This window comes from Paenibacillus sp. 01T424 (assembly GCF_056398745.1).
Genome location: NZ_JBFTPZ010000020.1, coordinates 30,114 through 53,111 on the forward strand (window position 1 = coordinate 30,114; position 22,998 = coordinate 53,111).

Sequence of the window (22,998 nt, forward strand, 5' to 3'; positions counted from 1 at the left end):
CCTAAATCCTCCCTTCCAAGGGAGGACCTAAGGGGCGCTGCGCCCTCTGGACACCTGCCAATTGGACTAACGTAGGAGGGATATCGGCGCTCTTGAGCGACTGTTGAGCATGGATCGCTTTCGTCCCTTTGGGACACGCTTTACGCTTATTCGCGAAGAGAATGTGTCCCCTGCGGGACGCCATTCCCTTTGCGAACTGCTAGGAATTTTCCCCTGCGGGACGCCATTCCTCCGTGCGAAAAGCAATAGAATAAAAGATGAGGGGGGCATCTGCCCCCCTACTTTTTATAAAACTACATGTTTTTGATGATTTCGTCTGCGAATGCGGAACATTTTACTTCTGTTGCGCCTTCCATCAAGCGAGCGAAGTCATAAGTTACTGTTTTGTTGTTGATCGAAGCTTCCATACCTTTATAGATAAGGTCAGCCGCTTCTTGCCAGCCTAGGTGCTCAAGAAGCATTACGCCGGAAAGGATTACGGAACCTGGGTTAACTACGTCAAGGTCAGCATATTTCGGAGCTGTACCGTGAGTAGCTTCGAAGATTGCGTGTCCAGTCAAGTAGTTGATGTTCGCGCCCGGAGCAATACCGATACCGCCAACTTGTGCTGCAAGAGCATCGGACAAGTAGTCGCCGTTCAAGTTCAATGTAGCGATAACATCAAAGTCAGTCGGACGAGTAAGTACTTGTTGCAATGCGATATCCGCAATTGCGTCTTTAACGATTAGCTTGCCAGCTGCTTCTGCATCTTTTTGTGCTTTGTTAGCTGCGTCAGTGCCTTCTGCTTCTTTAATGCGGTCGTATTGACCCCATGTGAAAGTCTCGTTAGCGAATTCTTCTTCAGCCACTTCGTAGCCCCAGTTTTTGAACGCGCCTTCTGTGTATTTCATGATGTTGCCTTTGTGTACAAGTGTAACTGATTTTTTGCTGTGTTTGATTGCGTACTCGATCGCTGCGCGAACAAGACGTTTCGAACCTTCTTTCGATACTGGCTTAATGCCGATACCGGAAGTTTCTGGGAAGCGGATTTTGTTAGCTCCCATTTCGTTTTGCAAGAACTCGATTACTTTCTTCACTTCTGCAGAACCTTCTTGGTACTCGATGCCCGCATAGATATCTTCTGTATTTTCACGGAAAATAACCATGTCAACAAGCTCAGGACGTTTTACTGGGGAAGGTACACCAGTGAAGTAACGAACAGGACGCAAGCAAGTGTAAAGATCAAGTTCTTGACGAAGTGCAACGTTCAATGAACGAATGCCGCCGCCGATAGGCGTAGTCAATGGTCCTTTAATTGCAACGATATATTCACGGATTGCTGTCAATGTATCAGCAGGCAGCCACTCGCCGTATGTGTTGAAAGCTTTTTCGCCGGCAAATACTTCGTACCAAGCGATTTTTTTCTCGCCGTTATAAGCTTTTTCTACCGCTGCATCAAGTGCGCGTTTCGAAGCTTTCCAAATGTCGCGGCCAGTGCCGTCGCCTTCGATAAAAGGAATAATTGGGTTGTTAGGTACTTGAAGAACACCGTTGTCAATTGTAATTTGTTCGCCTTCAGTTGGAAGCGCGAATTTTTCGAACTTAGCCATGAATAAAATCCTCCTTAGAATTGTACCTGCTTTATAGCAAGTATAAATGAAATATGATGTCTTTTTTTAAAGAACAGAGAGCGTAGAGCTTATCCGCTCTCTCTATTGTAACTTAAATCACGAATTAACGCTGTTCAATCGGAATGTACTTTGCATTAACCGGACCAACATAGTCGGCACGCGGACGGATCAAGCGGTTATCTTGGTATTGCTCAAGAATATGCGCGCTCCAACCAGATACCCGGCTGATTGCAAAAATAGGCGTGAACAAGTCACGTGGAATTTCAAGCGTTGTATATACAGACGCTGAGTAGAAGTCCACGTTAGGCTTCAAGCCTTTTTGTCCAGTTACGAGCTCTTCAATTTTAACAGACATTTCGTAAAGCTCCATGTTGCCTGTCAGCTTGCCAAGCTCGCGGGACATTTTTTGCAAATGCTTCGCGCGAGGATCGCCGTTTTTGTAAACGCGGTGACCAAAGCCCATAATTTTCACTTTGTTTGCAAGCGCGTTGTTAATAAAGCTTTCAACGTTAGCAGTAGAACCGATTTCTTCAAGCATAACCATTACAGCTTCGTTTGCACCGCCATGAAGAGGGCCTTTCAAAGCGCCAATCGCGGACGTTACGCCCGAATAAATGTCCGACAACGTTGCTACGGTTACACGAGCAGCAAATGTCGACGCATTCAACTCGTGGTCAGCATGAAGAACGAGCGCTTGATCAAGTGCTTTAACAGCAACTTCAGCCGGCTCGCTGCCAGTAAGCATATACAAGAAATTATAGGCGATGGATACGCCTTTCTTTGGAGCTACAGGCTCTTGTCCTAGGCGGATGCGTGAAAAAGCAGCAATAATTGTTGGCAGCTGCGCCTGCAATTTAATTGCTTTCAATTGATTCGCTTCAGGAGACATATCGTTTGCAGATTCATCGTACAATGCTAAGCTGGATACTGCCGTACGAAGCGCAGCCATAGAATTTGTATTTTTTGGATAAAGCTTAATTTGATCAATTACGCCTTCTGGAAGCGCTGCAAATTGATCCAATTGCTTTTGCAGTCCATCAAGCTCAGAACGATTCGGTAGTTTACCGTACCATAGCAGGTAGGCAACCTCTTCAAAAGTAGCGTTTTCCGCTAGATCATCAATATCAATACCGCGGTATGTCAATACGCCATCAATAATGGAGCTGATGGAGGACGTCGCTGCGACAATTCCTTCCAGACCTTTAGTTGCTGTCATCGTTCTCTCTCCTTTAACATGGTTATCGTAAACAATAAAAAGGGGTCGTTTTTGTACCATCGCCTTTAATCATAAATGATTTCGGCAATTATGTGAACAAATACAGACATAAAAATGCTTTATCAGCGTCATCAATATTTTTTTCGCTTATTATTTCTCCGCTTCACTTCGTATGCTCAAACTGCATTTTTCCCTATTCGCTCCAATTTTAGCCGCAGCATAAACTATTTTTACAGAAACGGATAAAGTGGTAAAATGTCAAAAAGAGAACTTACAGAGCAAATTTTGCCGTATTGGAGGCGCAACATGACAGGACAACGCATCGGAATTATTGACATAGGCTCCAACTCCGTCCGTCTCGTCGTTTACGAGAAGACAGCAAATGGTGCTCATCGTGTGGCGGATAGCAGTAAACGGCCTGCCAGACTAAGCGAACGTATTGATGAAAACGGATGTCTGCCAAGTGCAGCGATCGATGATCTGATCGACACACTGAATCATTTTACCATGATTTGCACACATAATCATACAAGCCATATTCGAGCAGTCGCAACGGCTGCTATTCGAAATGCAAATAATCGTTCAGAAATCCTTGCTCGTATTCATTCGGCCACAGGCTTATCCATCGAATTGCTCACCGGTGAGGATGAAGCCTCGTACGGCTTTCTCGGCATGATTAACTCACTAAATATTCGTGACGGCCTTCTCATTGATATCGGCGGTGGAAGCACCGAGCTTTCATTATTTCGCAACCGCGTTCTCGTTCATTCTGTATCCTTTCCGTTTGGTTGCGTAAGCTTCAACAAACGTTTCGGCACAAAAGGTACGCTCCAAGATGAAGACCTGAAGGCGCTTGAAGCCATCGTTGCAGAAGCGGCTCGAAACGAGACMTGGATTGGAGAAACAGCAGGACTGCCTCTCGTCGGTGTCGGAGGAACGGTGCGTGCATTAGGAAAAATGCATCAAGCCGCATACAAATACCCTTTTCCGCAAACACATAATTATCCGATTACGAGCGAGCACGTTGATGAGCTCTTTCATCAAATGCGCAAGCTTCCGCTTGATAAAAGACGTAAACTTCCGGGCTTGTCCAAGGATCGTGCTGATGTAGTTGTACCCGGTGTCGCTATTTTACGCGTATTATTCCGTGCAACCAAAGCAACTTATTACCGAATTTGCGGTGCTGGACTGCGCGATGGCTTGTTCCATGCAACCAGATTCCCAAATCGTCCAAAACTAGATGATGTGCTCAAATATAGCCTAACAAATTTAAGTGCCCTGCACCCAGAAGCACCAAAGCAGCATGTGCTGCAGGTCAACCGAATCTCTCTAGAGATTTATGATGTCCTGAACTATGTTCATCCATTGACACCTCAATCGAGAGTGCTGCTGGACACAGCGTCACAGTTGTTCCGAATCGGTGCATCCATTGATTATTACGAATATGCAAGGCATTCCTTCTACCTTATTGTTAATTCCCAGTTGAATGGGCTAACGCATCGCGAAATGATTATGACAGCAGCTATCGCATCTTACAAAAGCAAAGGCCGGGCTCGCCAGCACATTTCCGAATATAAGGAACTGCTTAACGAATCCGACCTTGAAGTCATTTATAAGCTTGGTTCACTGCTGCAGCTGTCAACAGCGCTTGATCGCGGAGAAACACAAGCCATTGCTCAACTAAATGTCCAATTATCTGGTTATCAGCTGCTGCTTCGCCCGGTTCAGCCGCGAGGAACGCTTGCAGTTGAGCGCCGAGAAGTGGAAGAGCTCGCCAGCGAATTCAAGAAAATTTGGGGATTCACGCCGAGCCTCGACTTTTCGTCTACGCACGTCCCTTCCAAGACGCTATAACCTTTGCCTCGAATTGACTGCGGAACGGCTCTTTATCAGCACTAGTAAGATGCTCATAAGTACCGTTCGGCTGCAATTCACGGGCTTTTACATTATCATCGATATTAAGCTGAAGCATCTTGATCAATATTTGTCTCAAAATTGGATCAAATACGGGACACATAAGCTCGATCCTTCTTGTAAGATTACGAGTCATCCAATCCGCGCTCGACAAATATACCTCTTCTTCCCCGCCATTATGGAAGTACATAATCCGTGCATGCTCCAGAAAACGGTCGACGATACTTATTACCTGAATATTTTCACTGCGCCCAGGAACACCCGGCCGCAAGCAGCAAACGCCGCGAACGATTAATACGATTTTCACTCCCGCTTGAGAGGCTTCATAAAGCTTATCAATCATCTCTTGATTCGATAAAGAATTCATTTTGGCAATAATGCGAGCTGGCTTGCCGGCTGCTGCATTCAATCTTTCCCTATCGATTAACCGATAAAGCTTTTCCTTCAAATCAGAAGGCGCAACGCCAAAAGCTTTCCACTCATAAGGTGATGAATAACCCGTAACCTCGTTGAACAAAGCCGAAGCATCGCCCCCGATTATTGGATGTGACGTAAAAAGTCCAATATCCGTATATAATGTTGCCGTACTGTCATTATAATTCCCTGTCCCTACATGAACGTAGCGGCGCAGCGTGCCATGCTCTCGTCTTACAACTAACAAGATTTTCGCATGTGTCTTCAGACCAACTAGGCCGTAAACGACATGGCAACCAGCCTTCTCCAGCTGACGCGCCCAAGCGATGTTCCTTTCCTCGTCAAACCTCGCCTTTAGCTCTACAACGACCGTTACCTGCTTACCAGCTTCGCCTGCCTTAGCAAGCGCTTGAACTAGCGCAGACTGGCCGCTCACGCGGTATAACGTCATTTTTATCGCTAGCACGTCGGGATCATAAGCAGCCTGCATGACAAAGTCATTAACTGCGTCAAATGATTCATATGGATGGTACATCAAAACATCGCGCTGGCGGATGACCTCAAACATATCGTCAGTGTGATCAAATTCTCTTGGATAAATTGGCTCAAGCTTCTCATACCGCAAATTATCATTGCCCGGTACTGCTCCTGCAAACTTCATCAAAAAGCTTAAATCAAGCGGTCCATCTATTTCAAATAAATTATCTTCGATTTCCAGCTCTTCGGTAAGCATTTCGAGCGCATAAGGGTGCATCCCCTTGGAAACCTCCAGCCTTACAGGAATTCCCCAGCGGCGGCGACGCAGCTCTTTTTCGATCTCCTCAAGCAGATCCTCGGCATCCTCTTCATTCAATGTAATATCCGCATCCCTTGTTAAGCGGAACGGGTTTACTGAGAATGGAATATAGCCGTTGAATAACGTATCGATGAACTTTTCAATTAAATCCTCAAGAAGCACAAACTCCGTTTTCTTGCTGTTAATTCGTCCAGGAACAGGTACAAATCTCGGTAAAATAGAAGGTACCTGGACAATCGCAAATAACGGCTCCTCTTCAGACGGATCACTCTCTTGTCTTAGAAGTACTGCTAAATACAGCTCTTTCGTATGAACAAGCGGGAACGGTCTGCTCTGATCGACAGCCATCGGTGTAAGTACTGGAAATACGATTTCATGAAAATAATCCGAGACTGCTTTCGTTTGCGTTATATTAAGCTCATCCAGCGAACGAATAAAAATGCCCTCACGACTGAGGCTTCGGAACACTTCTCTGTATGTACGATATTGATCATGGACCATTTGGGTTGCTCGCTTAATCAGCCGCTTCCAAAGTCCAGAGGGCGTATAACCCGTAAAATCAGTTTTGGATAAGCCGGCTCTCATCTGCATCTGGATGCCAGCGACTCGCACGCTCATAAATTCATCCAAATTGCTTGAGACAATTGCCAAAAACTTTGCTCTCTCAAGCAGCGGATTGCTGAGATCCTGCGCCTCTTGAAGAACTCTTCGGTTGAATTCGATCCAACTTAAGTCACGATTTACATAGTTGGACAAAAGCTTGGTCATTTCTCACGCCTCCTGAGTAATTTTGCGAAATAAACCTGCTTTTCTAACATACGCTTCTTGACTCATATCAAGAATGCTAATATAACGACAAGAAACGACTTGTATCTATCTCATTATGAAGCATGACTATTATTGCCATGTTAACCTTTTGTAAATGTCACGTAAATATTAGAATCTTCCGATCTTAAAATTGCCGTTTCGTATTCTTTTCTCTAACTCACGCAGCATGATTAGTCTATAAAAGGTTCTTGTAAATGGAATAAGCAGCGTAATGCCTATGATGTCAGACAGGAACCCTGGCAGCAGCAGCAAAATGCCTCCTGCTAGCACACATAATCCATCTAATAGCGACTGGCCAGGAATTTGTCCAGCTTGCATTTGACGCTGAGCCTCGCCCCATACTTTTCGCCCTTCCATTCGAGCCAAATAAGCGCCTGCCAAACCCATGAGGATCAGTATAAAAAAAGTGTTCCAGCCCCCGATCCAGCCGCTAACTTGAAAAATTCCCCAAAGCTCAACCAATGGAACAACAATTAAAACTGCCAACAGCCATTTATACATGATTGGACCTCCTCCAAAGTTTACGCAGTAAACTTACTTCGTAAGCATAAGCTTGGTTTGCTAAGCAGCATAATATCATCGCAATTTGTACGGCAAACTTACTTCGTAAGCATAAGCTTGGTTTGCGCAGCAAACTTACTTCGAACGCAGCAGTTCATACAATTCAGGCATGACTTTGTTTAAGCGCGCTGGTTGCCATGACTCGTTGACCCACACATGCTTGGTTCCACCCTCCACGAGCAGTCCTCCAGGCAGTGATTCGCTTTCTGATACTACTGACGCATGGAAATCATCCAGTGATACCTTTCTAACCTGTGATTCAAAGGATACGCGCAGAGGGCTGCAATCCGCAATTCGAGTACAAACGACTACAGTATCGTCATAGCGAGCGGGTTGCACATAGCGGCATTGCAAATCTATAACCGGCAGCAGCAATCCATGCTCTTCAATCGTTTTATAGTCATAACCAGCATTTCTTATCCATTCAGTACGTCCAATTTCGAACCAAGTTACATAATTCCCGTGAAAAACGACACCCATTTGATCGGTTTCCTGATAACGAACGCGCAGCGGGTGCAGAACCCAAGTGGAAGCTGACAGCATAAATGTCCCCCCATTTTTTATCAAATCGAATATGCTTTGACGAATTGATTAGCAAAAAGCGACGGTGAGATCACCATCGCTTTTTGTTTTTGTACTATATTGTTGTTAACAAAGGCACTGTTTTATTACAGTACTTTTGATTGGCCGTGATAGATAACGCCTGTTTCGCCATAGATGGTAACTTCCATGCCATCTTGAAGCAATTCAGTTGCATTTTGAATACCAAGAATAACCGGGATTCCAAGATTCAGGCCAACTACAGCGGCATGGCTAGTAATTCCGCCTTGCTCTGTAATAACTGCGCCAGCTTTTTCAAATGCAGGCATATATTCTTTATCTGTGGAGATCGTTACCAAGATTGAACCTTGAGTTGTTTTTGCAATAGCTTCCTCAGGTGTACGAGCTACTACAATTTTACCGATAGCTGTTTGGCTGCCGATACCTTGTCCTTGTGCCAAAAGCTCACCAATGTGGTGGATTTTGATAAGGTTTGTAGTGCCAGCACGGCCAACTGGAACGCCAGCTGTAATAACAACTGTATCTCCCAAGCTTAGGAATCCAGTGCTCATTCCGCCTTTTACAGCATTTTCGAACATTTCATCCGTTGTATCCGCATCTGGACCAAGCACTGCAAATACGCCCCAAATGAGAGATAGACGACGCAATACCTTCTCATCAGTCGTTACAGCAATGATTGGAGCTTTAGGCTTGTACTTCGATACCATGCGAGCTGTAAAGCCGCTTTGCGTCGATGTGATGATCGCTTTTGCACCAAGGTCAAGAGCCGAGTTAGCAACAGCTTGGCTGATTGCTTCTGTAACGGATACTTGTTGTGCATTGGCTTGTTTTGTGAAAATTTCACGGTATTCCAAAGCGGCTTCCGCACGCTCAGCAATACGAGCCATTGTTTGTACGGATTCAGTTGGATATCTTCCCGCAGCTGTTTCGCCGGAAAGCATGATCGCATCTGTACCGTCAAAAATCGCATTTGCAACGTCACTCGCTTCTGCGCGAGTTGGACGCGGGTTGCGCTGCATGGAATCAAGCATTTGTGTTGCTGTAATGACAGGTTTACCTACACGGTTACCTTTTTTGATCATATTTTTTTGAACGAGCGGCACTTCTTCAGCTGGAATTTCAACGCCGAGGTCGCCACGCGCTACCATAAGACCGTCAGAAACCTCAAGAATTTCATCAAGGTTGTCTACGCCTTCTTGGTTCTCAATTTTGGAGATGATTTGAATGTGACCTGCATTATGACGCTCAAGCAATTCACGAATTTCAAGCACGTCGCTCGCTTTACGAACAAAAGATGCTGCGATGAAGTCTACGCCTTGCTCGATACCAAATACGATATCGTTAGCATCCTTTTCAGTAATACCAGGCAATGAAATTTTCACGCCAGGAACGTTAACGCCTTTTTTGCTTTTAATTGGACCGCTGTTTACGATACGGCAAACGATCTCAGTGCCTTTAACCTCTTCAACTGTCAATCCGATCAAGCCATCATCAATGAGGATAGTTGAACCAATTGTTACATCGTTTGGAAGGTTGTTGTAAGTAATAGGAACACGGTTGCGGTCACCCAAAATTTCTTCTGTAGTAAGCGTAACGATTTCACCTTGATTAAGCTCAATCGGCTCTTCTTTAAGCTTACCAAGACGAATTTCAGGGCCTTTCGTATCAAGCAAAACCGCTACCGAAGTACCAAGTTCTGCATTTGCAATGCGGATGTTTTTAATACGGTTGCCGTGCTCTTCAAAATCTCCGTGTGAGAAGTTAAGACGGGCAACGTTCATACCTGCATTGATTAGCTTTTTTGTGTTTTCCAGTGATTCGCTGGATGGACCGATAGTACAAACAATTTTCGTTTTACGCATGTTAAGTTTCCTCCGTATACTGCCTGATATTCTTTACTATACTGACATGACAACCCACTGCTTGTACAGTGAAATAATCATTTTTACATATTATTCACTATTGAACGGTCGGAGTTGCTTCCGGCGCCTGTTCCTGAGATACATTCACCGCGTCCGCTTTTATACCGATATTTGTATCAGCAACTGCTCCGTCCGCCACATCTCCGGGCTCTTCAACGATCTTGAATTGACCGACTTTACGGAATTTATTATACCGATCTTCGATAAGCTGCTCAGCACTCATTTTCATAAGTTCTTGTAAATGCTGCCACAGCTTTTCCTTAATTTGCTCCGCTTGAAATGCCAAGTCCTTATGTGCGCCGCCCTGCGGCTCTGGAACAATATCCTCAATTACACCAAATTCTAACAAGTCTTTGGCTGTAATCTTCATGGCTTCAGCTGCTTGATCTGCCCTGGAAGCATCTTTCCATAAGATGGATGCCGCTCCATTTGGCGAGATTGCACTATAAATCGCATTTTCCAACATTAATACACGGTTTCCGACGCCTAAAGCGAGTGCTCCCCCGCTGCCGCCTTCACCAATAACGATACAAATAATAGGCACGCCGAAGCCGGCCATTTCCCGCAGGTTGCGCGCAATCGCTTCCGATTGACCTCGCTCCTCGGCGGTTTTGCCCGGATAAGCACCCTTCGTATCAATAAACGTGATGATTGGCCGCTTGAATTTGTTCGCTTGCTCCATGAGACGAAGCGCCTTGCGGAAGCCCTCAGGATGAGGACTGCCGAAGAAACGAGCAATATTCTCACGAGTATCCTTGCCGCGTTGGTGTCCAATAACAGTAACTGGAACACCGTTTATCTTAGCAAGGCCACCAACGATGGCAAGATCATCTGCAAACAGACGATCTCCATGAAGCTCCATATAATCGGTAAATACCGTTTGAATGAAGTCTAACGATGTCGGACGCTGATGATGACGCGCCATATGCATCTTTTGAGCCGGAGTCAGCTCACTATACAATTCTTCTTCCAGCTGCTTGCACTTAAGCTCAAGACCTCGAATTTCTTCCGTGAAGTCGATACCCTTCTCCACGCTTAAGGTCTTAAGCTCAGTTACCTTCTGCCGCAAGTCGTTCAACGGTTTTTCAAAAGGCAGCTCACCCGCCATAGGATGTTTCCTCCCTTACGCAATGCATATCAAGCAGCTTTGCTAACGTAGGTTTCATATCTTTGCGGTGTACGACTTTATCCAATTGGCCATGCTGCAAGTTAAACTCAGCCGTCTGGAAGTCGTCAGGCAGCTTCTGGCGAATCGTTTGTTCGATAACAATTCGTCCGGCAAAACCGATCAACGCGCCAGGCTCGGCCAAATTGTAATCGCCCAAGCTCGCAAAGCTTGCCGAAACCCCGCCCGTAGTAGGATCGGTAAAAATCGAAATAAACAAACCCCCGGCACCTTGAAACTTTGAAAGTGCCGCGCTCGTTTTGGCCATTTGCATTAAGCTAAGAATACTTTCCTGCATCCGGGCGCCGCCCGATGTTGAGAAAATAAGAAGCGGCAGTTTCTTCTCATGAGCCGCTTCGATCGCTCTTGTAATTTTCTCTCCAACTACGGATCCCATACTGCCAGTGAAAAAATCAAAGCTCATGACTGCTACGACGACAGGAAAACCACCAATCGTACCTTCTCCTGTTACGACAGCTTCGCGAAGACTCGACTTGCTCTTCTGCTGCTCTAGCTTGCTCGCGTAACCTGGGAAGTTTAGAGGATCGATGGATTCCATATTGGCATCGTATTCTACCAGATGCCCATCATCAAGCGTTAATGCAATACGCTCCAACGCGCTTAGACGGTAATGATAACCGCAGGATGAGCATACCTTCAAATTCTTTTCCAACTCTTTGCTATACTGAATCGTGCCGCATTTGGAGCACTTATTCATCAAGCCCTCAGGAACTTCACGCTTGCGTGGTTCCGAAGGTATTGTTGCATATTTTTTCTTAGTAAATAAATCTTTTATTTGCACGTGTGACACCTCTCAAGGCGCAATAGTATAGAGCAGTCCATCATAATGGCCGCATAATGGAGTTGAATACTTCTTGAACTTCCTCCAACTCGCCTGACGGAACTAGTATCTCGTATTGCTGTTTGGACAGATTGACGGAGCGGATTTTCACCAGAAACCCTTCATCCGTTAGCCGCTTCTTGATGTTATCTGCAATTTTTGCTGTTGGTGCGATATAAATGACCGTCCACATCATGGTACCTCCTGAAAACTTTGCTTCCACAAAGCTCACTTACTAAGCACAGCTATCCCGGTAACAGGCCATATGATCTCACAATGATACCATAGTTAAGGCGAATCCGGCAAATCATATTGGATCGCTTTCGGGTCCTGATGTGCAATTCGAGCAGACGCGGCAGCGGCTAATCCAGCAACCAGGTCATCTAAAAAAACATGAATTCGTTCACCTTTTATATTTAGTTGACGAATAATACCGGGTTTTACTTTATCTAAATATCCGAAGCTCGTCAATCCAATCATGCCGTAAACATTCGTAATGCCGAGCGCAAGCGTCTCATCCACACCGTAAAGCGACTCATCATTTTCCATAATCGATTGCAAAGGCTCTGGCAATAACTTCCGCTCAGCTAACTCATCAAGGGCCATACCCGTATACATGACATATTGAACCTCTCGTTTGCCAAGTACCGCCCTTACGCTTTCCTCACACTCTTCCATCGTCAAATCACCATTATAGGGACGCTGCAGCGTATAAACGATTTCTGTTACATCATCGATGGATACCCCTCGTTTTAAGAGCCATTTCTCGATTCCTGTCATAGGACTCATTCCTCCCGTAACTGCTTGTACGTTTATCTTGGAAACATAGGCGTGAGCAGATGACATTGTCCTCAGGCGGCGCTCGCACTCTCCGAGCCCCATAGCCATCTTCACATGTATCTCTAAACATATGCACAGATAGGCTCTGATGTGCATACGAAATGCCGTTGCTTGCAAGATAAAGCAGGAGGGTAGAAATCCTATTGCATCAATACCAAATATTCATGGCAAAAGAATAATTTTTCTTCTTATTTTTTTGCATAATCTCACTATCGAAATAACTTCAGACCACGGTTTGCTCAGCTCAAACCTATTCTCGCCATGCATATTTTCAAGCATAAGATCAGCATTTAATTTCTGATTTACCCGAAGCGAGAAATAGAATTCAGATGGTTTCGCATCAACTTGTTTATGTCGTTGTCATTTTACGATGATCGAGCCTTCACCCAAGAGCTGCTCAACGGCTGAGATAAGCTCAGCAGATGGTTTAACGCGATAACTATCGCTGAGAGCAATCGATTTTTGTCCTTGTACATAAAATAACACGGTAGCGAGCTGTCCGGAATGACCAGCCAAAACACTTTTCAGCTGTTCAAGGACAGCAGGCTGTTCATTTTCAGCCAAAATTTTTATATATACGCGCTGCGGCTTGCGCTCATCGGATGCAGGTGTCGTGCGGTTATTTCCCGACTGAGGGCCAGGTTTAACGCTACTATTATCAGCAGCCTTAGTCTGGAAAGCTGGCCGATTGCTAGGTGACGTCGTTCGGTTAGCTTGGCCTTGCGTTTTCTGAGTACTGCCCTGAGAAGTATAGCTGCTCCCGCCCGTTCTTGCCGCGCGAGCCTTCGCCTGCTTCTGCAGCCGTCCTACGTGATCCGCAAGCTCCATCTCCGCATGTTCAATCGGTACACAATCTTCAACGATGAGCTTATAGTCATCATCCTGCTGCTGAACCGTTGCTTGTATAATGGCTAAGCCGCCCTTTTTGAGCTTGCTTTCGATTCGCTTCCAGATCGTTGGAAATACGACAGCTTCCACACGCATTATGCGATCTTCAAGCTCGAGGAAACCCATGGACAGACCTTTCTTATTCGTGAAAGGTTTGATGGATACGACCATAATGCCTACAATAGCAATCGCCCCGTCCTTTGCATCAGACAGCTCAACAAACCGATCAAGACCTAGCGCTGACAGCTGCTGCTCGGCAGCATCCAGCGGATGGCCGGATAAATAAAGCCCCAGCAGGTCCCTTTCAAAATCAAGCTGTTGCCCTGTCGTGTACGGACGGATTTCGGGCAGCTCGACATCCCAGTTCTGCACCTCATCTAAACCAAACATTTCAATTTGCAGCTCTTCACGGTCTTTGCGCCATTTGATTGCTGTCTCTACCGTCTCCTCCAATGCAGCTAGTAGCTGAGCACGATGTCCTGGCAACGAATCAAGAGCTCCCGCCTGAATGAGCGACTCCAGCACCCGCTTGTTCACAACCCGCAGGTCTACACGTTGGCAAAGATCTAGAAGACTATCAAAGAGCCGATCCTCTCGCTCTTTTAAAATCGCTTCAATGGCTTGTGTGCCCACATTTTTAATAGCTGCCAGCCCGAATCGAACCGCTTTCTCAACAGGTGTAAACGATACGCTGCTTTCATTAACGTCAGGCGGCAGCACAGCAATGCCCATTCGCCGGCATTCATCCACGTATTCAGCGGTCTTCCGCTGATTTCCTGTAACTGAAGCGAGCATCGATGCCATAAACGGCACAGGATAGTTAGCTTTAAGCCATGCTGTCTGAAAGGCGAGTACTCCATATGCTGCTGCATGCGCCCGAGGGAACCCATAATCGGCAAATCGAACAATCATGTCGTAGACATGATTGGCATCCGTTTCTGAATACCCTTTTGCAAGACTTCCTTTCACAAAGTGAGCCCGCTCTTCGTCGAGCACCTCACGCTTCTTCTTGGATACTGCTCGGCGCAGCAAATCCGCTTCGCCAAGAGAAAAGCCAGCCATCAAGGAGGCAATTTGCATGATCTGCTCTTGATAAACAATAATGCCGTAAGTGTCAGAGAGAATAGGCTCTAGCGACGGATGCGGATATTCAACCGTTACGAGCCCGTGTTTGCCTTGAATGTATTTAGGAATAAACTCCATCGGGCCGGGACGGTAGAGTGCAAGGACGGAGACGATATCCTCGAATTCCGTTGGCTTCATTTCCTTCAGCACTCGCCGCACACCAGCAGACTCGAGCTGAAAAATTCCGGTCGTGTCGCCGCGGCTCAGCATGGCATACGTTGCCGGATCACTATCGCTAATGGTGTGGAAATCGATCACTCTGCCGTGCTGCTCCTTAACGGCGTGCAGTGCACGCTCTAGAATGGAGAGTGTACGCAAGCCGAGAAAATCCATTTTTAGAAGTCCAATAGCTTCTAAATGCTCCATTGAATATTGGGTGAGCGGAATTCTCTCGCTTCCAGTCTGTATTGGCGTATAGTGTGTAAGCGGCTCTTGTGAAATCACAACACCCGCAGCATGAGTGGAGGCATGCCTTGGCATGCCCTCAACCTTCAAGGCCATCTTCAGCATAGCAGCCGTCTTCGGCTGACGCTCGCTTGCTTCGCGAAGCTCGTTGCTCATGCGGAGCGCTTCCTCAATCGTAATGCCCAGTTGGTTTGGAATAAGCTTAGCTGCTCGATCCACCTCTTGAAACGGAACGTTCATAGCTCTGCCTACATCCCGAACTGCTGCCTTGGCCGCCATCGTTCCGAATGTAATGATTTGAGCAACATGCTCTTCGCCGTATTTGGCTGCCACGTAAGCAATGACCTCGTCACGCCGTTCATCATTGAAGTCAATATCAATATCGGGCATGGAAATTCGCTCAGGATTAAGAAAACGCTCGAACAAAAGCTTATATTTCAGCGGATCAACATCCGTTATTCGAAGCGTATACGCAACAAGGCTACCCGCGGACGAGCCCCGTCCAGGTCCCGTTCTAATGCCTGAATCATGAGCGAAGCGAATAAAATCCCAAACGATCAGAAAATAGTCGCTGAATCCCATCTTCTCGATGACAGACAGCTCATATTCGAGCCGCTGCTCCGCCTTTTGTCTATAATCAGTATCTTGAACCCACTCTGGATTTCCGCCATATCTAGCAACTAATCCGTCGCGGCATAAAGTAATTAAGTAATCGGCTGAGCTCATACCCGATGGTACCGGCCTAAAAATAGGAAGCGCAGCGCGTCCAAGCGTCAGTTCAAGCTCACATTTATCCGCGATCTCAACTGTATTCGCAATCGCTTCAGGCACATGTCTGTACAGCAGCGCCATTTCGTCCGCACTCTTCAGATACATCTGATCCGTCAGCATGCGCAATCGATCAGTATCCTCTGTCGTTTTGCCCGTACCGATGCAAATAAGCACATCCTGCATAGCAGCGTCCTCAGCCTGCAAGTAATGCACATCATTTGTAGCGACCAGCTTAATACCTGTTTCCTCTGCAAGCTTTATCATATCAACAGCTACTTTTTTCTGATCCAGAAGACCATGATCCTGCAGCTCTAAATAAAAGTCATCTCCGAAAATATCTTTATAACGCAAAGCGCTGCTTCGTGCTTGCTCCAAGCGGTCATGCAGCAGATGCTGAGAGATCTCGCTCCCCAAACAAGAGCTTAAACAAATCAGCCCTTCAGAGTACTCACGCAGCATCTCCAAATCAACGCGGGGTTTATAGTGAAAACCTTCTAAATGTGCTATGGAGGAGAGCTTCATTAAGTTTCGATAGCCCGCTTCGTTTTTGGCAAGCACAATCAAATGATAGATTGGATTTTCCTTGCGCGACCCTTTCTCAAAGCGAGAACCAGTCGTCATATATAGCTCGCACCCAATAATCGGTTTTATTCCTTGTGCACGGCATGCCCGGTAAAAAGGAATAGCTCCGTACATGACTCCATGATCGGTGAGCGCAAGTGCCTTCATGCCGAGGTCCGCAGCTTTAGCTGTCAAATCTTTAATTCTGGCGGCGCCGTCGAGCAGGCTATATTCGCTGTGGACGTGCAAATGCACGAAAGATTGTTCATTATGGCCGCTCATCGCATCGGTTCCTTTCCGCTTCGTCCAAAAATAAGATAATTCTATTTTATCATAATAGCGATGGACACGCCCATAGAATGGTAGCAGAGCATACAAGCATGCGGTGTTAATCTACAAGACTATATTTTTGGAGGGATACGGGTGAGCTATTTTTTGTCCAAAGCAGGACTTGATTTCTTTATCGCATTTGGCGTTGTTTTAGGTGGATCTACGCTTGCAGCAGTGGGATCGGTGTTTATGCTGATGCCGCCAGCCCATACAATGCTCGATACAGCCATAAAACTGAAAATATGGGCGATCGTCGCAGCAATCGGGGGGTCGATTGATCCCGTTCGAGTCATTGAAAGCAACATTATGGATGGTCAGTTATCGCCGGCAGCCCAGCAAATCTGCTTTATTATTATCGCTTTTCTGGGTGCACATTTAGGCACAGAGCTAGTGCGGCTTATTTGCAAGGGAGCCACCTAAGCGATGCGCGTGCCGCCGTTTAGCCGTTTCACGAGAGGACTGCAAATGGTAGGAGTATTGACACTCGGGATGATCATTGGCGCAATTGTGTACAATTCGCTTTATTTGGCGCAATTTGAGGCTTTAATCACATTGAAGAGTGAGCTGGAGGTTAAGCTGGAGCAATACGAAACGGATTTAAAACATTTAAATGAATTCAAGAATCAGCATACCGTTATAAAAAGCATCCTGCCCCGTGTAGAGAAAGAAGCCGGCCAAAATACGGGAAGGCCCCATCTTGATCAAGTTACCGAGGCGTTGATTATTAAGCGGATAAAAGGGGATTTGAGCGTCTTCCTTGGGCAAAGCATTTATGAAATTGACTCTGACGCAAAATTCGCACGCAACCTCCTTGAGAAGAAGGTCTATATGGATGTGAACAGCAAGGACTATACCATTGAGGTTAAGACTATTCTTGTCGTTGATAATGTGCTGCATGTCTGGATCAAGGTGCGTGATTATGCAAAGCCTCCTTCTTAAGCATACAGCTGCGATTCGTGATACAATAGAGCCTGTCTATTCACAAGATCGAAGCTGTACATACGTAACTTAAAAGGAGTTGCTTTTCCATGGATCAACTGATGCAATGGCTGCTTGTGCCGGGCATCCTAATTACACTCGTGCTTTCGGCTGTATTCAGCTTTAAATCACGCCGCTCCACTGATGCGAGAACCCGGGGCCTCTTCACAGCTAGAATGAATATTAGCATGGGAGCCATGCTGCTTTTTATCGCTCTCGTTCAGTTGTTCTTGTCCGGAGAATCTACGCTTCGCATCGTAATTGGCGCTATATTCCTTGTGATCGGCGTATTTAATGTATTTGCTGGTCTTCGCAATCTCAGCGCGTACAGCTCGACAAGAAATTAAATGTGCAATTAATACGGATCAATCATTTGGGCCGTCAGCATCGCTTTGGCGGCCAAGCCTTGTTTGTCCTTCACTTCGATTTCAAGCTTCGTAAACTTCCGACTCATCTCAAGCGCTTTAGGTATGATCGTAACCTCACTGTCAATTTGAACCGGCCTTACAAAAAAAGTCGTCATACTCTCCAGCAAATAGTCACGCTTCGCCGTTTCTCGAATCATTCTGCGAGCCGCTTGCGTCATTAGCGTAGAGAGAAGTCCTTCCGACACCATCCCAAGCGCACCTGACATTTGCGGTGTAATGATTCCCTTATAAGCAATGCCCAGCTCGTCCTGACCAATGACATTAACATTTGTTGTAGCCATAAAGCCCGTCCACATTAAGTCTTCGAAAGTCTCTCCCGATTCCGGCTGCTTTCCAGCAAATCGCATCGCATCAAGCACTTCTTGCCTCGTCACAACGCCTAACAGCTTGCGATGCCTGTCAACGATAGGCAACAAATCAATACCTTCCGCAGCCATCGTATGAGCAGCCGAAGTGACCGTTATATTGGGTGCCGCTGTAATCGGATTTTTTGTCATCACTTTATCTACCGCGCTATCCTCAGGCGATCCCACAGCATCCTTAGCCGTCATCATGCCAACAACCTTGCCCCTTACATCGACTACTGGAAATCTGGAATAACCCGTTTCCCGCGATATTTTATGGAAGTCCAAAACCGTTTGCCCGATTCGCATCACATCAGCGGGTCTGCTGAAGGTTACGATGTCTTCGATCAGCATGATCTTCCGCTTAATAAGCCGGTCGTACATCGCACGATTGATCATGGAGGCGACTGTAAACGTATCATGCCGCGATGAGATGATTGGGAGAACGCGCTCGTCAGCAAGCTTGATTACTTCCGCGCTCGGCTCAAATCCGCCTGTAATCAATACGCCTGCTCCCTCCTCAAGCGCGCAGCGATGCGCCCCGATACGGTTGCCGACTATTAGCAAGCTGCCCTCGTCAATGTAGCGCAGCATCGCATCCAGCTCCATTGCACCAATGACAAACTTATGCAGCGTTTTATCAAGGCCGGCTGCTCCGCCGAACAGCTTGCCTTCCACGATTTCGGCAACCTCGCCAAATGTAAGCTGGTCCAGCGCTTCACGCCGTTTCCGATCAATTCGCACCGTTCCGATACGTTCCTTCGTGCTGACAAGGCCAGAGCTTTCCGCTTCTTTAAAAGCTTTATAAGCCGTTCCTTCGCTGACGCCTAATTCCTTGGCAATCGCGCGTACGGATATTTTCGTTCCAATCTTCAAGCTTTGTATATAAATCAATATTTGTTCATGCTTCGTGTTAGTCTCGTTGCCTGGTCCGATTGAAGCCACCTTATATCCTCCGTCCACTTGCCTTTGTTTCTCCCTATTATAGGAGAAAGCGAGGAACAAGTCATGCTCACCCTCAATTCGGGCCTAATCTAGAGCTGCCATTGAAGCAGAACTTGATTCGTACGCAGCCTGCCATCGATCAGCTGGCCCTCCAAGCCTTTAAACCGCCATTTCTTGAACAGCTGCTGTACCGTTTGAACGTTGATGGCATCTTCAGCGCCTGACATGATAAACGCTTGCCAATCATATTCAATCGGAATCGGATATCGCAGTGATTGGATAAGGAATTGATTCATTTCTATCACTTGTGATGGAATTTCATCGTATATGCTAGAGAACAAAAAAGAGCTTTGCTCGCTGTGCGGCCGAGAAATAGGATCAGATTTTAAGTCAAGCACATATTCAACGATTTGGGTATGCGGGTTAACACGACAGCTGAATGAGCCACGTGCAGCCAAAGCCTTATCGACACGGTGAGACAAGCGGTATGTGAACTGAACAAGGAATGGAACATTGTTATAATATGCGCGAACTTTTCTGAAAAATTCGAATTCGTCAACCACTTTGCATCCTCCTCGTGTCCACTGATTTTGCCCTTATATATCCTACCACTTTTATTTAAAATGGTAAATTGATCCTTTAAAGGCAATGATATTATTAGAATGATACTTTTTTACACAATTATAGTAAAGAGACCATCTATTAGTCAATGACTATAGTCACTCTTTTTAATATGCTCTATAGAATGTTGTTGATAGACTAGTAAAGTTTTATCGTTAGGCTGAGGTGAATCAATGAGTGGGATTGCAGGACTTGTAGGAGAGAACATTCGACTGCTGCGCAAAAAAAGAGGGCTTAGTCAAGAACAGCTTGCTCTTCGCGCTGATATAAATGCTTCCTATATGGGACAGGTTGAGCGGGGAGAAAAAAATCCAACGATTGATGTGCTAAGCAAAATCGCGTTTGCCCTTCAAACGCCGCTCGAGAGAATCGTGAACGTTGTTCCAAACCCCGATGCTGCAGATGATACTGACGATGAAGGATATGCCACGAAGGTTGCCCACCAAATGAACGGCTTAAGCTTAAAGGAGCAGGAAGCGGTATATAAATTCGTTAAGCAGCTTGTTCAATTTAAAGAAATCCAATAAGAAGGTTTCGTCAAATATGCTTATTAACAAGAAAAAGATCCGACGGTATAATACCGACGGATCTTTTTTTTGTTGTATGCTAACCTCGGGCTCTGCGGGCAGTTGTCGCCTTCTGAACAAGCTTCTGTTCCCATAACAGCGCCTTCGCTCGCTTAATGCGCGCGAGCTCCTTCCGTCTCTCATCATTCATAACCAGCGCATTGACATGTGACGTTATGATGATTAAAGAGAACAAAATCCATACTAATCCGAATACACTCATCAAGCTCCAAGGCGCATTCAGCTCGAGACGCGGAATCGCATATACAAGCATCGCCAGCGCAATAAGCAAATACAATACATGACGGCCTTTTCCAGCTAACATTCCCTTCAACTCCTTCATACGGTCATAAGCGGCTTATATTCTTGTCCGCATAATCATTCTATGAAGGAGGGACAGGGTATATGTCTCCTATTAGTCTACAATGGACTTCAGCACATCGGACATAATGCGGTTAACATCCTCAAACACGACGGCAAACCGGCGCTCCGCATCCATCAATTTGCCTATCAACGGATTAAGCGTAATCACTTCATAGAGCTTGCTCATCTTCTCCATATCTTCGGCAGAAGGCTCTTCACCAGCCATCATTTTTTGCTGTAAAAAGTTTTGCCGCTCGCGAAAATCATCCAGCATTGCCTTTGCATCTGCATCAGCTTCTGCTTCCAGCTTCGCAGCCTTTAATAGCAATGCCTCTTCGCTTTCCTTAAGCGCCTTCGCTAATTCATAAGCTTTGTCATAAATGTTCATTCGTCTCTCTCCCATTCTTATCGCTCTCATTTGGTATTCAATACGTCCAATCATACCCCTTATTCTATACATGAACCAAATCCTTGATGGAAAAGCATGCTAAAACAACACAAGCTTCAGAACCGTTTCTGATTCACAAAGGAATAGATGTCCTCATATGCTGAAGTAATTCGTGTAAAACACCTATAGGCCGCTAACCTCTTATCGTCATCCTCCTGCTTGGAAGGAGATTTATGATGCTCAAATCGAAAGTAGCCGTACAGGTGATCAGCTCCGGTATGCTTCCGGAGGATACGCTCATGCTTGGCGAAGCACAAGTAAAGCAGTGGAAAATCCCTCAAGGCCAGCACATTCTCGTAAAGTTTGGTGCTTTTCGGCAGCATGTCAAGGTTATTCCTGTCGCAAAGTACGACGGAATGAGGATCAGTCAAAGTTTAGCCAGACAGATGGGATTAACAAATGGCACATCGATCCGACTGCAATACAAAGCCAGCACTGCCACACTCGTTTTTGGGCCTTTAATCGGCGTTCTCATTAGCCGAGATTATCCGCATATGCCGGATAAACCCTTTGGTTCCATTACTATGTTTTGCAGGGAGCTTGTTGAAGCCTGTACAGCGCAAGGCGCGTACGTTTATTTTTTCACACCTAATCAGATCGGCACAAGTATCGACAACATTGATGGCTGGATCTATTCCGACGGCTGGCGGAAGCTCTCGATGCCCGTTCCTGACGTCGTTAATAACCGTCTTACCTCACGAAAATTGGAGAACAGACCCAGCGTACAACATTTCATGAAAGAAGTAAAACAGCACCATCAGACTACCGTTTTCAATGAAAAGTTTTTGGATAAAACCGAGGTTTTCGATGCGCTTAAGAAAGATGAAAGCTTGGTTCGCTATTTGCCTGAGTCGCATCTGCTGCGCAACTATACGATGCTGAAATCAATGTGCTCTCGGTACAGCAGCGTTTTTCTCAAACCTGTTCGCGGTAGCTTAGGAAAAGGAATCATTCGGATCACTCATCTTGATTCGAGCAATTATCAAGTGATGTATGCGACTTCGGCTGGTACTCGAAGACAGCAGTTTACGAGCTTGGTTAAGCTCTTCTCGACGATTTCCGCGAAGATGAAAACCGTGAGATACCAAATTCAACAGGGATTGCAGCTCATTGAAATCCAAAAGCGGCCAGTCGACTTCCGCGCACTCGTCCAAAAAAATTCGAGCGGTAAATGGACGATCACATCCATTGTAGCCCGTACAGCCGGAACTCATCATTTTGTCTCAAACTTAGCGCGCGGCGGCACGCTCAGCACGGTTGGAGAAGCTGTTGCAAAATCAAATCTGCAGGCAGGGGTTAGCAGGCAGGAAGCAGCGCAGCGGCTCCAACAGGCAGCGCTAAATATCGCGCGCGGCGTTGATGCGCAAATACCAGCACATTTCGGTGAGCTCGGCATCGATCTTGCAATGGATACGGCAGGCCGCGTATGGCTGCTGGAAGTCAATTCCAAACCGTCAAAAAATGATAACACACCGCTAAATGACAATAAAATTCGTCCATCCGTCCGCATGATGATTCATTACTCCCGTTTTTTAGCGGGCTTTTAACGGAGGCTTC

21 protein-coding genes are annotated in these 22,998 nt (G+C 46.1%); 6 read left to right on the forward strand and 15 right to left on the reverse strand.

Annotated features, from left to right (window positions below; translation table 11 throughout):
* Positions 1-293 precede the first annotated feature (293 nt).
* Both icd and citZ read right to left on the reverse strand, forming a co-directional pair.
* The gene (gene icd / locus AC1DPK_RS16455; protein ID WP_076267791.1) at positions 294-1,589 is read right to left on the reverse strand and encodes an NADP-dependent isocitrate dehydrogenase; all 1,296 of its coding nucleotides are present in this window, start codon (positions 1,587-1,589) and stop codon (positions 294-296) included.
* Between the two features lie 124 nt (positions 1,590-1,713).
* Entirely contained in the window at positions 1,714-2,826 is a 1,113-nt protein-coding gene (gene citZ / locus AC1DPK_RS16460; protein ID WP_076267792.1) for a citrate synthase, read from the reverse strand.
* Between the two features lie 306 nt (positions 2,827-3,132).
* Between citZ and AC1DPK_RS16465 the strand changes: the two genes are divergently transcribed.
* Positions 3,133-4,680: a Ppx/GppA phosphatase family protein gene (locus AC1DPK_RS16465; RefSeq protein ID WP_477511007.1), complete on the forward strand. Its 1,548-nt coding sequence runs from the start codon at positions 3,133-3,135 to the stop codon at positions 4,678-4,680.
* Here AC1DPK_RS16465 and ppk1 read toward each other — a convergent pair.
* The 9 genes from ppk1 to AC1DPK_RS16510 form a co-directional block, all read right to left on the reverse strand.
* The gene (ppk1, locus tag AC1DPK_RS16470; RefSeq protein ID WP_477511008.1) at positions 4,652-6,718 is read right to left on the reverse strand and encodes a polyphosphate kinase 1; all 2,067 of its coding nucleotides are present in this window, start codon (positions 6,716-6,718) and stop codon (positions 4,652-4,654) included. The two genes, AC1DPK_RS16465 and ppk1, sit on opposite strands and share 29 nt — an antisense overlap.
* Before the next feature lie 168 nt (positions 6,719-6,886).
* Positions 6,887-7,279, reverse strand: a complete 393-nt coding sequence (locus AC1DPK_RS16475) for an FxsA family protein (protein WP_076267795.1) — start codon at positions 7,277-7,279, stop codon at positions 6,887-6,889.
* A 135-nt stretch (positions 7,280-7,414) separates the two neighbouring features.
* On the reverse strand, positions 7,415-7,882 hold the full coding sequence (locus AC1DPK_RS16480; protein ID WP_477511009.1) for an acyl-CoA thioesterase: 468 nt from the start codon (positions 7,880-7,882) through the stop codon (positions 7,415-7,417).
* A 125-nt stretch (positions 7,883-8,007) separates the two neighbouring features.
* Positions 8,008-9,762 carry a pyruvate kinase gene (gene pyk, locus AC1DPK_RS16485; RefSeq protein ID WP_076267797.1) on the reverse strand — a complete coding sequence of 585 codons (1,755 nt, stop codon included), beginning with the start codon at positions 9,760-9,762 and terminating at the stop codon, positions 8,008-8,010.
* A gap of 97 nt (positions 9,763-9,859) precedes the next feature.
* A complete protein-coding gene (locus tag AC1DPK_RS16490) occupies positions 9,860-10,930 on the reverse strand; it encodes an acetyl-CoA carboxylase carboxyltransferase subunit alpha (protein ID WP_076267798.1) in 1,071 nt (356 codons plus the stop codon).
* Positions 10,920-11,789, reverse strand: a complete 870-nt coding sequence (gene accD, locus AC1DPK_RS16495; RefSeq protein WP_076267799.1) for an acetyl-CoA carboxylase, carboxyltransferase subunit beta — start codon at positions 11,787-11,789, stop codon at positions 10,920-10,922. The genes AC1DPK_RS16490 and accD overlap by 11 nt, the downstream gene beginning before the upstream one ends.
* 40 nt (positions 11,790-11,829) lie before the next feature.
* Entirely contained in the window at positions 11,830-12,021 is a 192-nt protein-coding gene (locus tag AC1DPK_RS16500; protein WP_076267800.1) for a glutamate decarboxylase, read from the reverse strand.
* Positions 12,022-12,116: 95 nt separating this feature from the next.
* Positions 12,117-12,608, reverse strand: a complete 492-nt coding sequence (locus AC1DPK_RS16505) for a phosphatidylglycerophosphatase A family protein (protein ID WP_076267801.1) — start codon at positions 12,606-12,608, stop codon at positions 12,117-12,119.
* Between the two features lie 420 nt (positions 12,609-13,028).
* The gene (locus AC1DPK_RS16510) at positions 13,029-16,700 is read right to left on the reverse strand and encodes a DNA polymerase III subunit alpha (protein WP_477511010.1); all 3,672 of its coding nucleotides are present in this window, start codon (positions 16,698-16,700) and stop codon (positions 13,029-13,031) included.
* 141 nt (positions 16,701-16,841) lie between these two features.
* On the opposite strand from AC1DPK_RS16510, the gene AC1DPK_RS16515 reads away from it, so the two are divergent.
* The 3 genes from AC1DPK_RS16515 (at position 16,842) to AC1DPK_RS16525 (ending at position 18,073) form a co-directional block, all read left to right on the forward strand.
* Complete coding sequence (locus tag AC1DPK_RS16515) at positions 16,842-17,168, forward strand: YtrH family sporulation protein (protein ID WP_076267803.1); 327 nt, start codon at positions 16,842-16,844, stop codon at positions 17,166-17,168.
* A 45-nt stretch (positions 17,169-17,213) separates the two neighbouring features.
* On the forward strand, positions 17,214-17,687 hold the full coding sequence (locus tag AC1DPK_RS16520; protein ID WP_441875626.1) for a sporulation membrane protein YtrI: 474 nt from the start codon (positions 17,214-17,216) through the stop codon (positions 17,685-17,687).
* Between the two features lie 89 nt (positions 17,688-17,776).
* On the forward strand, positions 17,777-18,073 hold the full coding sequence (locus AC1DPK_RS16525; RefSeq protein ID WP_076267805.1) for a YtpI family protein: 297 nt from the start codon (positions 17,777-17,779) through the stop codon (positions 18,071-18,073).
* An 8-nt stretch (positions 18,074-18,081) separates the two neighbouring features.
* On the opposite strand, the gene AC1DPK_RS16530 is transcribed toward AC1DPK_RS16525, so the two are convergent.
* Positions 18,082-19,461, reverse strand: a complete 1,380-nt coding sequence (locus AC1DPK_RS16530) for a DRTGG domain-containing protein (RefSeq protein ID WP_477511011.1) — start codon at positions 19,459-19,461, stop codon at positions 18,082-18,084.
* Positions 19,462-19,532: 71 nt separating this feature from the next.
* Complete coding sequence (locus tag AC1DPK_RS16535) at positions 19,533-20,006, reverse strand: hypothetical protein (RefSeq protein WP_076267806.1); 474 nt, start codon at positions 20,004-20,006, stop codon at positions 19,533-19,535.
* Between the two features lie 231 nt (positions 20,007-20,237).
* Between AC1DPK_RS16535 and AC1DPK_RS16540 the strand changes: the two genes are divergently transcribed.
* Complete coding sequence (locus AC1DPK_RS16540; protein WP_441875623.1) at positions 20,238-20,591, forward strand: helix-turn-helix domain-containing protein; 354 nt, start codon at positions 20,238-20,240, stop codon at positions 20,589-20,591.
* Between the two features lie 79 nt (positions 20,592-20,670).
* Here AC1DPK_RS16540 and AC1DPK_RS16545 read toward each other — a convergent pair whose 3' ends face one another.
* Both AC1DPK_RS16545 and AC1DPK_RS16550 read right to left on the reverse strand, forming a co-directional pair.
* Complete coding sequence (locus AC1DPK_RS16545) at positions 20,671-20,955, reverse strand: hypothetical protein (RefSeq protein WP_339207799.1); 285 nt, start codon at positions 20,953-20,955, stop codon at positions 20,671-20,673.
* A gap of 90 nt (positions 20,956-21,045) precedes the next feature.
* Complete coding sequence (locus tag AC1DPK_RS16550) at positions 21,046-21,381, reverse strand: YlbF family regulator (RefSeq protein ID WP_441909043.1); 336 nt, start codon at positions 21,379-21,381, stop codon at positions 21,046-21,048.
* A 236-nt stretch (positions 21,382-21,617) separates the two neighbouring features.
* Here AC1DPK_RS16550 and AC1DPK_RS16555 point away from each other — a divergent pair, with 236 nt between their 5' ends.
* The gene (locus AC1DPK_RS16555) at positions 21,618-22,988 is read left to right on the forward strand and encodes a YheC/YheD family endospore coat-associated protein (RefSeq protein ID WP_477511053.1); all 1,371 of its coding nucleotides are present in this window, start codon (positions 21,618-21,620) and stop codon (positions 22,986-22,988) included.
* Positions 22,989-22,998: the final 10 nt, after the last annotated feature.

Coding starts and splice junctions, on each gene's coding strand:
- AC1DPK_RS16500 (WP_076267800.1), bottom strand. CDS start 12,021: ATGTGGACGGTCATTTATATCGCACCAACAGCAAAAATTGCAGATAAC.
- AC1DPK_RS16510 (WP_477511010.1), bottom strand. CDS start 16,700: ATGAGCGGCCATAATGAACAATCTTTCGTGCATTTGCACGTCCACAGC.
- ppk1 (WP_477511008.1), bottom strand. CDS start 6,718: ATGACCAAGCTTTTGTCCAACTATGTAAATCGTGACTTAAGTTGGATC.
- AC1DPK_RS16475 (WP_076267795.1), bottom strand. CDS start 7,279: ATGTATAAATGGCTGTTGGCAGTTTTAATTGTTGTTCCATTGGTTGAG.
- AC1DPK_RS16520 (WP_441875626.1), top strand. CDS start 17,214: ATGGTAGGAGTATTGACACTCGGGATGATCATTGGCGCAATTGTGTAC.
- AC1DPK_RS16550 (WP_441909043.1), bottom strand. CDS start 21,381: ATGAACATTTATGACAAAGCTTATGAATTAGCGAAGGCGCTTAAGGAA.
- icd (WP_076267791.1), bottom strand. CDS start 1,589: ATGGCTAAGTTCGAAAAATTCGCGCTTCCAACTGAAGGCGAACAAATT.
- AC1DPK_RS16480 (WP_477511009.1), bottom strand. CDS start 7,882: ATGCTGTCAGCTTCCACTTGGGTTCTGCACCCGCTGCGCGTTCGTTAT.
- AC1DPK_RS16490 (WP_076267798.1), bottom strand. CDS start 10,930: ATGGCGGGTGAGCTGCCTTTTGAAAAACCGTTGAACGACTTGCGGCAG.
- AC1DPK_RS16545 (WP_339207799.1), bottom strand. CDS start 20,955: ATGTTAGCTGGAAAAGGCCGTCATGTATTGTATTTGCTTATTGCGCTG.
- citZ (WP_076267792.1), bottom strand. CDS start 2,826: ATGACAGCAACTAAAGGTCTGGAAGGAATTGTCGCAGCGACGTCCTCC.
- AC1DPK_RS16555 (WP_477511053.1), top strand. CDS start 21,618: ATGCTCAAATCGAAAGTAGCCGTACAGGTGATCAGCTCCGGTATGCTT.
- AC1DPK_RS16505 (WP_076267801.1), bottom strand. CDS start 12,608: ATGACAGGAATCGAGAAATGGCTCTTAAAACGAGGGGTATCCATCGAT.
- AC1DPK_RS16540 (WP_441875623.1), top strand. CDS start 20,238: ATGAGTGGGATTGCAGGACTTGTAGGAGAGAACATTCGACTGCTGCGC.
- pyk (WP_076267797.1), bottom strand. CDS start 9,762: ATGCGTAAAACGAAAATTGTTTGTACTATCGGTCCATCCAGCGAATCA.
- AC1DPK_RS16525 (WP_076267805.1), top strand. CDS start 17,777: ATGGATCAACTGATGCAATGGCTGCTTGTGCCGGGCATCCTAATTACA.